Raw genomic sequence first — 13,131 nt, 5'->3', positions numbered from 1 at the left:
GAGGGGGAAAGTGTATCCTTTTTTAGGGCCAAACGGTCTTTTGATACCCATTAATAGTAAAATGTGTATAATAAACATTTTTTGTATGAGTAAAATTTTTACTGGAAATTAGATGCGAAATTTCTGAAACTAGAGTATTTTAGTTGACAAAAATTGAAGATTAAACTATACTTACACTATATAATTTACAGTATTTAGGCATATTTTTAGTTTGATGAATATGCCTAAATATTTATTATAACACCCATAAAAATTTTAGGAGAATTATTATGAGATCACGAATATTTAAAATTATACATAAAGATGATGGAGCGGCTCTGATAACTGTATTAATTGCATTTATGGTTATTATGATATTTTTAGGCGGTACTATAATGTTATTTAGTAATAATTTAGTACAATCAAAGACTCAAGAAAGGGGAGTAGAGGCTTACTATTTGGCGATATCGGGTATAGATTTAGGAGTGGCGGCACTACTGCAAGAAGGTCCTGGAGGAGAGAATGACACTTTATTATATAAAAAATATAGTGAATATATGAAACCAAATATTAATGATACCCCTACTTTAGATGACACCATATCTTGTGATAATGGAAAGATACATATCACCATAAAGGCAAAAAATATTGATGGGAAGAGGTGGATAGAAGTTCACTCTATTGGAACCCTTAAGGACACATCCATTAGTAGATCTACCAACCTACAATTTCTGGCCAGTAATCCTAAGGTACAAAAAAGGGAGAAAAATAGACCTTAATTTATAGCAAAGGAAGGTGAATAGGATGATTGGTAAAAATAAAGGTTTTACCTTAATTGAATTAATTATAGCTATGGCATTATTAAGTATTATAATAGCTTTAAGTTTTTCCGTACTAAACTTTAGTGGAAAAGCCTTTAAGGTTTCTACAGAAGAATATGAATTACAATCCTCCATGAGATTAGCTGTAGAAGAGGTTAATAATATTGTTAGATACTCTACCGCATTATTTACAGTTCCTGAATCCAGTTTTGAGGAAGATAATTTAACCGCGGGGTGGGATTATTTTGGAGTTCGAAATGTTAAAGTTAATGATAATCCCAAAGTAATAGAGAGTGAAATTGTTATATATAAATATGATGGAGATATGGATACCCATATTCCTCAAGTGATAGTTCCTGCTAAAGAAAATATTACTTATGATTTGTTTTTCGATAAAACATCTCCCCATGATAAAGATAAGTTATTGAAATTTATTATCGAAGCTTCCATAAAGAAAAAAAATTCCGGTGATGAAGGTGCTAAAAAAATAACTATAGAATCTAAAACAGAGGCTTTAAATGCTCTTCAAGTTGTGGATAGGGGAACAGATTTGAGTATGGCCACTGCCATTGCCTATAGATCCGATGATAGACCCGATAGTATAGTGGGACATATTGCTATGGTTCTTGATACTTCTGGTAGTATGAATTTGAATCTACAAGGGTATAGTGCTAGTGAGGAGAAAAAAAAGCGGATTAATATTTTGAAAAAAGAGGCAAAAGAACTAATTACTTCATTTGCAAAAGAGGCTAATGTAGATATTTCCCTTGTACCATTCGCTACATCGGCAAATAAACCTAAGTCTTTCAAAAATGCTCAATCAAAAGTAGAAGAGCTTACTAATGATATCGATGGATTAGAGGCTGAAGGTGGAACAAATACAGGTGACGGACTAAGGCGGGCATATTATCAATTAAAATCTCATAATGAAGAGTTAATTGAAGGGACTACAGCTAACAATTATATAATTGTATTGGTAGATGGTGAGACAACTTTTTATAGTGCTAGAAGAGGGTCGGGGAGAAGCCTATATTATATTACTAGAGACGGTGATATCTATGAAAGCACTCAAGTTTATGGTAATGGAAGTTCCCTTGATCAAAAGGGAGTTGATTACGTTAATAAAATCGGAAGTATGATCAAGACAAATAATTTTGCTAAAGTTTTTGTTATAGGCTTTTCTTCAGGTGCAGGTGATGTTAATTATATAGCTACTGCCTGTGGAGCTTCATCGGAACATGTATATCAAGCTGGAAGCCCAGAGGAGCTTAATAAAGTATTTTCCACTATTAGACAAGAAATAATAAATGATTTATGGCATCTTATGGGTCCCAAACTTTAGCTTTCATTATATGGGGATGGAGGTGTATTTATGAATAATAATAAAGGTTTAACGCTTATAGAGATTATTATAGCGTTGGCACTACTTAGTATTATTGTTGTAGGTCTTTTGACGGCTATGTCCAGTCATTTTTCTATGATGGTTAATACAAAGGATATTACAGAAGATGTATTTTTAGCTCAAAAAGATATAGAGATGCAAATTGAAGATGTAAAAGATTCTATTAAAGATAGAGATACCCCTTTAGGACAAAGGACATATACATTATTTAGTGGCTCCAATCAGAGGACTGTTAAGGGATATCCAAGGGAAAGTGTTATTGATGGGAGTTCTGGTGAAGGAAGCAATAATAAGAGAAAAATATATACTATTGTAGCAGAAACAAGAATGCCAGAGTTTAAAGTAGCTAAGGCCAGTGATGTTTCTATAGAATTATATAATAATGATAAAAAAGTACTCTATGGATATACTGGAAACCCATCTCTAAACATTAAGTCAAGTTCCCGTATATCAGATTCAGAGAATATTCACCTTATGAATATTCATAATTGGTATGTATCCAGAGTAGGATTTAATATTCCCATGGAGGAAAATACATCTGAAGAAGAGATAGGAAAAAAATATCCTGTATTTCCAGATGACTATAGGCTAATATCCTCTGAATTAGGGCCAAATTTATATAATATTGAACCTGAGTATGGGGGGAAGCATATTATTTATACCATTACACCTGCTTCTAAATCAGGAAAAATGGGGACTACAGTTTATAGTAATCCAGTTTTTATTCCGGGATTACCAGTTATTAAAAATCTTAAACTTCATTTAGATGCTTCTATGATTATTAAAGATGATCCATCTTTGGTAAGAACAACTGAAACCAATGCCTACGTAAAAAAATGGCAGGATATATCGGGTAAATCCAATGATGCTATAGAAGAAAATGAAGATAAGCAACCATTATTATTACAACAAATTTCAATATTTGAGGATAAACAGGGAAAGAGGCATGATTCCTATACTAGGTTTTTAAGATTTAATGGAAATCAATCTTTAAAGGTTCCCCATAATCAGAGTATAAATTTAGAAAATTTAACTGTATTTGCAGTGACAAGGGGTACAGAAGCTACAGCCAATAAGTCGATTATTAGTAAATATGGGGATGATTATGATAGTGTATGGAGATTGGGGTGGAATGAAGCTGATAAATTAGGGTTTTATATAAAAGATAATTGGGGAAGAAATAAATTTGTAAGTGTAGAATCTAAAAAAGGATTAGATGGGGAATGGCATATTTTAAGGGGAAGTACTGTTCTAGAATTTCAAATAGACGAAAATGATGTTAAAAGAGTATCTAGAGATAACTATGGTACTATAAAAAATTTTGGTAATATTACCATTGGATGGGATGATAAAAATGGATATTCTAAAGTAGATATTGCAGAGATTATTATGTATAGTGATATTACCGATGATGATATAGAAAAGGTACAGGAGTATTTAACTAAAAAGTATAGGTTAGAGGGTAGTTCGGTTGAACCTATAAAAGTAAATGTAAGGGGAGTATCATTAAATAAAACAGAAACAGTACTTCCTATAAATAGTACAGAAACTTTATTAGCCACAATAAAGCCAGCCAATGGATCAAATAAAAATGTTATTTGGGAAAGTAGTAATCCTTCCGTGGTATCGGTTAATAATGGCATAATAACTGGGAAATCCTATGGAACGGCAACTATTACTGTGACAACTGAAGATGGTAGTTATCAGGATTCTTGTGAGGTTAACGTTGTTGAGCCGGTAAAGGTAGTAGGTTATGAAGCAAGGAACATAAGATGGGAAGGTAGTTTTTGGAATAAATACTTAGTAGCTGATATAGATGTAAAATTAAGTGACAATACTACATATACTCATCCTAATGTTGTGGAAGTGTTGAAGCAGAAGCGGGAGCGGTATTGGGATTGGGGTTGGAAGTATAGGTATTATATTATAATACCAGAAGGTATAACAGGAACTGCAACTTCCAAAGATGATCAAGAAGTACCGTATAAAATGCCAAGTAAAGTTTATGAACATTGATATATATAATATATCAAAATACGTTATACAAAGCTCTAAAAGTTACTTAAAAATAAAAGAGTCAACCTAAAAAAAGGTTGGCTCTTTTTAACGTATGTCTATCCCACACAAATTCTACTCCTTAGCAAAATTGGAGTATCTTATACTTCCAGCAGTGAAGAATGTTAAGGCCATCAGTATTAATACTAAGGCATTTGGAAATAATATTGATTTTTCAATACTTTCAAAAGCCCAATAAAAAGGAGAAAATTTACTCAATGATACAGCCATATTACCAAGTACAGTTGGACTTTCTCCATTAATTCCCCACAGATATAAGAAAAACATAATTATTGATGTTAAATATGTCACTATGGAAGATGAGCCTGGATTTTTTAAAACCCTATTAACCATTATAGCTAGGCTTATGGATATCATACTCATTAAAGCGATATTTAATATTAAAACACCAAAATTATCAAAGGCTATTTTAAATAATAATTTCATTGTAATAAAAGAAGCAGTGTACATTATAACTTGGGTTATTATCATAGATAAATAAATGCTACCCATTATGGCATATCCTTTGTTACCTGTGGATAGAAATCTCTCTAATATTTTTTCCTTTTTTAGCTTTAATAGGTCATTACTTATTGATCCTGAATTTATAAGTAGAAGGAATATTATTATCATAATGGGGAGAAAACTATCTGCTGAAAATATATTCTCTTCAGTATTGTACTGTACATTTATAATATTTTCTTTTAATTCATTGTCATTTTTTATAATATTATTTCTCTTTAGTAATTGAATTTTATACAATTCATTTATATTTTTTTCTAGTTCAATTTCAAATGCTTTAGCCTTATTACCCGCTTCTAGTTTATATGAGTTTATAACAGGTTTTTTATTATTATTTATTTCCTCAGTAAAATTCTCTGATATCTCATATAAAGCAATTATATTGTAGTTTTTTAGTTCCTTTAGAGCTTTTTCTTTATCATTATAAATATTAGAGGGATTTAATTTTTCTGCAAACTCCTTTCCTAAGGTGCCTTTATCTAAATTAACTATCCCCATCTGTGTCCCTAGAGAATCACTACCTCCTCCAGGAGACATTACATTATTTACGAAAAGAACAATAATTATTGGAGTTAAAAACATTGAAGCTATACTTTTATAATCTTTAAAATACTTTTTACAATTAACCAATACCATATAGAAGAATTTCATTATTGGACCTCCCATCTTATTTTCACTTTTATTATGCTTATTAGATACAGTATAATGGAGGTTAGTATCATTATAATTAAATATTTCCTTATGGCTTCAAAGGAATTAAATAATATACCGTTTGTATAGACTCTGGAGATAATATTTCCCGGTGAATATTTCGATATAGTAAGAAGTACATTATTACTTATATCCTTTAGAGGGATAAAAGTACCACCACATATGATTTCCACATACATTAATGCCATAACTACACCATTGGCAATTTTTTTACCAAAGTAAGCTATAATGGCCCCGGAGATAGTTGTTACCAATAAACTTTGGGTTATTAATATTAGTATTATATTTAATGGATTTATTTCCTTAAAGGCTAAACCTGTCACTCTAAAGGCTAAAATATACACCAATCCATATATAAAGCTTGCTATAAAAAATACTACTAAATCTAAATTGAAAAAATTTAATTTTGTCATGGGAGTGGACATTAGTCTTTTATTAGTACCATTTTTCTTATCCAGGTCATGGCCTGCTATACAACCCATGATAATGGTAAATATCATAAGGGCCATCATATTTGCAGCTTTGCTTTCAAAGGCTGTTAAAACCATTTCCCCTTTAATTATATTTTCCCTTAGACTAGTAGTAGATAAATTATTATCTATATTGTTGATAACTTCACTAAATAGTGTCTCTTTATCTTCTATATTTAAGGTGTTAATTCTATTTAATATTATCCTGTTTTCCGTTAGTTTTTTTCCGTATTCTTTTATAACATTCTTTATGATCAGTTCGTTTGCCATTGATACTCTTTCTTTTTCTTCAACCTCTATAGTTGTCTTTTTTAGATTTTTTATATCCTTTTCATAATTTTTCGGAATAGTTATTATATAGTTGCCTTCTTCTGTGACATTAAAAATTTCTTTTAATCCTTTTGTTTTAAAAAGGCCTATAAAAGTTTTAGATAGTTCACTATTATCCCTATCTTCAATTTCAATATTAATTCTGTCCCTATTTACATCTGGTTTAAAGGAATCTTTTTGGGCGCTGCCAAAGAAAAAGGATATTATTAAGGGGAATATAGCAAACATTAATACTACTTGTTTCCATTGGGATAGTATTCCTTTTAGACTTGTTTTTATAGTAGCTTTTACTCTCATAATTCTCCTCCTAATCCCTTAAGTTTTTCCCAGTAAGGGCCAAGAATACTTCTTCTAACGATGCTTCTTTTACATTAAATCTCTTAACTTTTTTATGCTCCTTAGCTAACAATATAAACAGGTCTTCTAAGTTAAAAGTTTTTTCATCAATATATATGGAAAACCCATTATTTTCAACAAAGGAATCCTTAACCCCTTTAAGATTGCCTAATTTTAAAAGAAATTCATCATCAGGGTTTTCAATAACTAATTTAACAGTTCCATGGATATTAGCCATAGATTTAATATCTGACTTAGAACCCGAGGTAATTTCTTTTCCTTCATCTAATATAAATATATTATTACAAAGCTGCTCAACTTCCTCCATATAGTGGGAGGTGTATAGAACTGTTGTATCATTTTCTTTATTTATTTTTTTTATAAATTCAAATATATAATTTCTAGACTGGGGATCTACCCCTACTGTAGGTTCATCTAGTATAAGTATTTTGGGCCTATGCATTATTGATACTGCTAAATTTAATCGTCTCTTCATTCCCCCTGAGAATTTTTTTACCTTTAACTTTTTCTTTTCAGTTAAACCTGTAACTGATAGGGCCTTCTTAATTCCTTCCTTTAGAGCCTTCCCACCTAAGCCATAGAAAGCTCCAAAGTATTGTAGATTATCATATGCAGATAGTTCCTCCATTAGGGCTAACTCTTGGGGAACTAATCCTATAAGTTTTTTTGCTTTTATTGGATCCTTTAAAATAGAATAGCCACCTATGGTAACTTCTCCGCTATCTCCTTTAAATAACCCAGTGATTATATTTATTAACGTTGATTTTCCTGCTCCATTTGGGCCTATTAATCCAAATATATCCCCTTTATTTATTGTAAAGGAGATATTATCTAAAACTAGTTTATCATCAAATCTTTTAGTTACATTTTTTACTGTTATATTACTCATAAAAAACCTCCAATCTCTTTTCTAATTATATTTTAAAAAAAGATTGGAGGTTTTTCTAGTACTATTTGTAATAAAAAAAGTGACTTAAGTAATTTTTCACTCTACTATGTTATTTTTAAAAGCAAATATTGTTAACTGGGTTCTGTCCCTAAGGGAGAGTTTAGATAGTATATTACTGATTTTATTTTTAATAGTTCCCTCTGATAAAAATAGTCTCTCACTAATCTCCTTATTATTCAATCCGTTGGCAACCTCTTTTATAATAGTTATTTCATTATCATTTAAATTATTATTACTCTTTATCTGGTCTATAGCCATTTTTTTACTATAATCCACATTTTCATTAATAATTTTTGAAGCTACCTTAGGATTTATTATTATGTTTCCTTTAAAACATCCCTTTATCCCTTCGTATATCAAATCATAATCACTATCCTTAAGAAGATATCCAGAAGCACCATTTTTTAGGGCATTATGTATATATTCCATATCATCAAAGGTAGTTAATATTAAAATTTTAATATTTTCAAACTCATTTTTAATCAGTTTGGTACCAATAACTCCATCCCATTTTGGCATTCTAATATCCATAAGAATAACATCCGGTTGATTTTTCCGACATTCCATTAGTGCTTCTTCACCATTAGATGCAGTACTTATAACTTCAATATCATCATAGGTATTAAGTATCATAGTCATACCACTTCGGATAAGTTTTTCATCATCTACTACCATAACCTTAATATTTTCCATGACTTTCCTCCTGTGAGTGGATTTTAAGTTTTTCCACTTTATTTAATTCTACCTTTACTATAAAACCTTCTTTAGATTTTGTTATATAGTCAAAGTTACCCCCTATTTCTGTTATTCTTTCCCTCATATTCTTAAGTCCCATACCTTCTATTACATTTTCAGCCCCTACACCATTATCCTTTAGTGTAACTGTTACTTTATAGTTATTAAAGGACATAAAAATTTCAATCAATGTAGCTTTACCATGTCTAATGCTATTAGATAAAAATTCTTGAATTATTCTGTATAGGATAAAGGATTGATCAGAGCTTAAAGGCCATTTTTTCTTTGTAAAGGATAGTCTAACATCGACTCCCGTGATTTTTTCAAAGTTCTTTACAAGTTCTTCTATCATTAAGATGCCTTCATAATCTTCAAATTCTTTAGGTTTTATCTTTCTGACAGACATTCTAACTTCATTTAAACTATTTTGTGTAAATTTTCTAAGTGCCTTTATTATTTCTTTTGAAGCTTGGGGGTCTTTTTCTACGGTTCTTTCAACGGCTCCTAATTGAACCACTATTGCTGATAATGCATGTCCTACACTGTCATGTATTTCTCTAGAGAGTCTATTCCTTTCCCTTAATAGGGTTAATTCTTCAATAGAACTAGCATACATCTCTAAATCTTTATTGGCTTTTTTTAGTTTTTCCTCTGATAATCTAAGTCTATCATAAAGTCTTTGTGCTTTTATTTTTTTATAACTTTCATCTTTAATTAAATATAATATGGAAATTATAAGAATCAGTAAAGATATATTTATAAATTTAAACTCTAAGTTTTCATTTGCAGTAAAGAGGATACTTTGTATAATAATTGTTATGTTTAATATATGTCTTAATGTCCCTTCAAATATTATGGTACTATCCATGGCAGCTAAAATAAGGTATGTAATAAAGTAACCACCTATCCATTTATAAGCTATATATATAAATATAAGCTCTAGTATAAAAGATATAGCTTTATAAAGTTTTTTATTGAGTGAAAAAAATCTTATTTGGTTGTTTATTATAAAAATAAGTATAAATATTATCATGGACGTGGCTATATTTATTTCATTTGTAATTATACCTACCACTATCATAAATATTAAAAAATATCTTATAAAAACAAGTAAATTTTTATCCCACATAACTTCTCCTTAATTTTATTATTGTTTTGATTCTATAAACTATATTAACATAAATTATTATTATAGTGAATTTAAAATGTTATTAGATAAATTGGAAGAAGAAAGGGAGAAATATTTCAAAGCAAATAGATAACTTATTGAAATATAAAGGAAATTTATAAGAAATGTAGAAATCAATCAAGTAGTAGATATAAAGGTATTTTAGAATATTTTATTAACGTTAAGAAGATGTTGAGGTATCCTTTTTTACACACTTTTAACTAAGACACTAATAGAAATCTAGGGGGAATTAAAAACATGAGTTTAAATCAGTTAAAAATTTCAGTTCAATTATGTAAATATAAAAATAAATTTATTATTAATAATATGTACCCATTATACCTACATGATTTAGCAGAAGTAAGAAATGAATTGCCAAATAAGTTTGGGGTTTTTGAAGAAGAGGATAAATATCAAACTTTAGAGCAGCAGATACCTGTCTTTGATATATGGTGGGAGAAAGAAGATATTCTTTATCCATATTTAATTATAGTTAATGAAATACCAGCCGGATTTGCATTAGTATCAACAGCACCCTATCTTGTGGATGATAGCCAATTTATGCTAAATGAATTATTCATACTAAGACCCTTTAGAGGAAAGGGGATAGGTGAATACGCTGTAGCAGAAATATTTAATCAATTTAAAGGGAAATGGATGCTATTTACTACTAAATCGGATAGTAATTTAAACACAATTAATTTCTGGCATAAAACATTATTTAATTATACAAAGGATAATTTTATAGAAGAAGATAAAGAACTTCCCCATTTTGGATATAATAAAGTTTTTAATTTTAGCAATAAAATTAGTGGAGTGTAGAATAGGGGCTTTGAAAAATTCCCAAAATACTATTGACACATTAAAAGGATAAGAAAGAGGGGGAAATATTGAAAAAATTATTTTTTATTATGTTAGATAAAACACTAAGTAAAGTTTATACCATAAAAGGAAACTTGCCTGCTTATAAAGAGTTAGTTAGAAATGATGTGGGGTTTCAAAATTCAGATGATTATAATGTATGGTTTTAAGATCAATATGGCATAAAAATATTTAGACGATACTCTATTGACTCCGATAGTGTTAAAGACATTTATTTTGTTGTAGAACCAGAAACAGGGGAAAGTAATAAAAATATCGATACTCAAAATTGGACAAAGGTAAATGATTTAGAGGAAAATGTAAAGTATATTGTAAAATCTATTATAAAGGATTACAATAAAAGTCATTCAATGCCATGGATAAACTGTAATGGATTTAGTAATTTTATAAGTTGGACAGAGGAAGTATTGTATAATATTGGGGTTAACTACATAAAAGAAATTAAACAAATTAAAAATGCATATGTATCCACAGTATTTCAAATTAAAACCGATAGAGAGGATTTCTATTTAAAGATTGTAGGATCAAGATATATAAAAGAAATTGAAATTCTTGAGGATTTACTAAAAAATAATTTTATTGAATCAGTTGATGTGGTATCAATAAATAATAATAAAATGGCCTATATTATGAAAGATATGGGAGGCAAAAACTTAGAAGAAGATTTTAATATATCTTATATATATGACACTATACATAAGATAGCAAAATTTCAAAGGTCAGTTATTAATAAAACAGATAGAAAAGAAATAAAAAATATATATTATGATATGACTACACCGACCATTATAAAGGTAATTAGAAATATTCCATGTATTGGAAATGTTTTACTGAAGAAATCAAATTATAGATTCAAAGAAGATGAAAAAGGAAAATTACAAAGATCACTTAATGAATACGAGAATATATGTAAAGAAATTCCTGACATTATTCCATATTCAATCGATCACGGAGATCTAAGGCCTGGTAATATTCGAGTTAATACAGATAGAGGACAAATTATATATGATTGGGCATGGAGTAACTATACTCATCCCTTTTTTACAGTTATTGGGTTCTTTCATACAATAAGAAGAAATGAAGATTTTAAGAAGGAGAAGTATAAGTTGTTAGATGTATATTTTGACTATTGGTTAGAATATGCTTCAAAAGATGAACTTAAAGATATTTATTTAAAGCTTGAAAAGTTAACTCGTATTTATCATGTAGTTGCTGATATTTATTGGTTACAATCATTAATAGAAGATTATCCAGATAATGAATACAATAAGTTTTCTGCTGATGGTTTGGTAATTGATAAAAGACGGCAATATTTCTCCTATGTTCTAAAAAAACTTATCATTTGAAACACATATTAATTGTAAAATTAGTTTGAATCCAAGTTTTTACTTTTGTGTCCCTTCCAAAGAATAAACAATAATGTTGGTAGAATATAATTTAGCCCATTGTATTGGGACACTCCTAATATCAAAGAGATGGATAGTATAAAATAGTATTATAATTTAAACATTACATGATATAATGAGTTTGTATATAAATAGAGGAGTGAATAATAATTATGAATAAAACAATTAATATAGGAATTATCGGTGTAGGGATAGTAGGAGAAAGATTTATAAAAGCTCTTAATAGACACGGTAGGGCTAACATACTGGGAATATATGATACAAATAAAGATAGGCTTCAGGATATTTCAAATAAATATAATCTAAAAATAGTTAATAGCTATAAGGAACTCCTTAAAAATGAGGATATTAATATAATTTATCTGGCTGTTCCTCCTAAATATCATTATTCAATTGGAATGGATATAATTGAGAGCAATAAGCATTTTATTTGTGAAAAGCCTTTGGCTAATTCTATTAATGAAGCAAAAGAAATGTATGAAAAAGCAGAAGATAACAATATAATTCATGCTATGAACTTTCCAACGGTATATACTCAAGCTTTTAAAAAGATGAACAGTCTTTTAAAGCAAGAATATATAGGTGAGTTAAGAAGAATAGAACTTAATACATATTTTGAAGAATGGCCAAGGTTCTGGCAAAAAACTAATTGGATTGATACAAGGGAGCAAGGAGGTTTTGTGAGGGAAGTATTTACCCATTATGTACAATTAATCCAAATGATTTTTGGAAAAATAAAAGATGTTGATACTAATATAGAATATCCCAAAGATTCATTGTCATGTGAGACAGGAATAATGGCTAGAGCCTCTTTAACAAGTGGGGAACCCATACTACTTAATGGATTTTCTAATATCGGAATGAAGGAAAATATAGCATTAACTTTATATGGAACTGAAGGAACCATTTCCTTAGAAAATTGGAGAGAGTTATGGGTTTCATCTAAAGGGAAAAGAAAAGAGAGGCTAGATTTTAAAGAGCATGATCATTTGGTGGAATTGATAGATGAAGTATGTAAAAGAATTGATGGTAAAGCTTCGAATGTCATTACATTTAAAGACGGATACAATGCACAGATTATAATTGAAAAACTATTAGATAGAGATTAATTATAAATATGGTATAAAATTAGGCCAGTTCATAATGACTTTTGAAGTTATTGTAAACTGGCAATTTTTATGTTTAGCATAGTAATTAATCATTGTCTCATGCAAAGGTTGGATTGTCAACCCTTTTTAAGACACTTTTTTGTCGGACATTAACATTCTATATTCCACAGGGGTAAGGTAATTTAATGACCCATGAATCCTGTGATTATTATACCAGTTCACATAATCAAATAAT

13 protein-coding genes are annotated in these 13,131 nt (G+C 29.3%); 7 read left to right on the top strand and 6 right to left on the bottom strand.

The genetic code is table 11. The annotated features are described in order from the left end of the window. Window positions 1-269: 269 nt before the first annotated feature. The 3 genes from V6137_RS19005 to V6137_RS18995 are packed head-to-tail and all read left to right on the top strand — an operon-like array spanning window position 270 to window position 4,218. On the top strand, window positions 270-758 hold the full coding sequence (locus V6137_RS19005) for a hypothetical protein (protein WP_425449556.1): 489 nt from the start codon (window positions 270-272) through the stop codon (window positions 756-758). A gap of 25 nt (window positions 759-783) precedes the next feature. Continuing rightward, window positions 784-2,142 (top strand): VWA domain-containing protein, encoded by a 1,359-nt coding sequence (locus V6137_RS19000; protein WP_425449555.1) that lies wholly within the window; start codon window positions 784-786, stop codon window positions 2,140-2,142. 30 nt (window positions 2,143-2,172) lie between these two features. Continuing rightward, window positions 2,173-4,218 (top strand): Ig-like domain-containing protein, encoded by a 2,046-nt coding sequence (locus V6137_RS18995; protein ID WP_425449554.1) that lies wholly within the window; start codon window positions 2,173-2,175, stop codon window positions 4,216-4,218. Between the two features lie 114 nt (window positions 4,219-4,332). Here the strand turns inward: V6137_RS18995 and V6137_RS18990 are convergent, their stop codons facing one another. The 5 genes from V6137_RS18990 to V6137_RS18970 form a co-directional block, all read right to left on the bottom strand. Next, the gene (locus V6137_RS18990; protein ID WP_425449553.1) at window positions 4,333-5,430 is read right to left on the bottom strand and encodes an ABC transporter permease; all 1,098 of its coding nucleotides are present in this window, start codon (window positions 5,428-5,430) and stop codon (window positions 4,333-4,335) included. Next, window positions 5,430-6,587, bottom strand: a complete 1,158-nt coding sequence (locus tag V6137_RS18985) for an ABC transporter permease (protein WP_425449552.1) — start codon at window positions 6,585-6,587, stop codon at window positions 5,430-5,432. The genes V6137_RS18990 and V6137_RS18985 overlap by 1 nt, the downstream gene beginning before the upstream one ends. A 10-nt stretch (window positions 6,588-6,597) precedes the next feature. Beyond that, on the bottom strand, window positions 6,598-7,536 hold the full coding sequence (locus V6137_RS18980; RefSeq protein WP_425449551.1) for an ABC transporter ATP-binding protein: 939 nt from the start codon (window positions 7,534-7,536) through the stop codon (window positions 6,598-6,600). 96 nt (window positions 7,537-7,632) lie between these two features. Then, complete coding sequence (locus V6137_RS18975) at window positions 7,633-8,289, bottom strand: response regulator transcription factor (protein ID WP_425449550.1); 657 nt, start codon at window positions 8,287-8,289, stop codon at window positions 7,633-7,635. Next, the gene (locus V6137_RS18970; protein ID WP_425449549.1) at window positions 8,276-9,460 is read right to left on the bottom strand and encodes a sensor histidine kinase; all 1,185 of its coding nucleotides are present in this window, start codon (window positions 9,458-9,460) and stop codon (window positions 8,276-8,278) included. Before V6137_RS18970 ends, V6137_RS18975 begins: the two co-directional genes overlap by 14 nt. Before the next feature lie 297 nt (window positions 9,461-9,757). Between V6137_RS18970 and V6137_RS18965 the strand changes: the two genes are divergently transcribed. The 4 genes from V6137_RS18965 to V6137_RS18950 all read left to right on the top strand — a co-directional run bounded on the left by V6137_RS18965 (window position 9,758) and on the right by V6137_RS18950 (window position 12,896). Continuing rightward, on the top strand, window positions 9,758-10,321 hold the full coding sequence (locus V6137_RS18965; protein WP_425449548.1) for a GNAT family N-acetyltransferase: 564 nt from the start codon (window positions 9,758-9,760) through the stop codon (window positions 10,319-10,321). A 68-nt stretch (window positions 10,322-10,389) separates the two neighbouring features. Beyond that, window positions 10,390-10,530, top strand: coding sequence for a hypothetical protein (locus tag V6137_RS18960; protein WP_425449547.1), 141 nt, complete (start codon window positions 10,390-10,392; stop codon window positions 10,528-10,530). 201 nt (window positions 10,531-10,731) lie between these two features. Then, window positions 10,732-11,727, top strand: a complete 996-nt coding sequence (locus V6137_RS18955) for a phosphotransferase family protein (RefSeq protein ID WP_425449546.1) — start codon at window positions 10,732-10,734, stop codon at window positions 11,725-11,727. A 212-nt stretch (window positions 11,728-11,939) separates the two neighbouring features. Beyond that, window positions 11,940-12,896, top strand: coding sequence for a Gfo/Idh/MocA family protein (locus V6137_RS18950; protein WP_425449545.1), 957 nt, complete (start codon window positions 11,940-11,942; stop codon window positions 12,894-12,896). Window positions 12,897-13,022: 126 nt separating this feature from the next. Here the strand turns inward: V6137_RS18950 and V6137_RS18945 are convergent. Next, a partial coding sequence (locus tag V6137_RS18945; RefSeq protein ID WP_425449557.1) for an IS3 family transposase occupies window positions 13,023-13,131 on the bottom strand: 109 nt, incomplete at its 5' end.

Origin of the sequence: Dethiothermospora halolimnae (genome assembly GCF_037577855.1) — a bacterium.
Taxonomy (GTDB): domain Bacteria; phylum Bacillota; class Clostridia; order Tissierellales; family VENL01; genus Dethiothermospora; species Dethiothermospora halolimnae.
The sequence above is the reverse complement of the archived record's forward strand: the minus strand, read 5'-3'. Positions and strand labels throughout refer to the sequence as shown.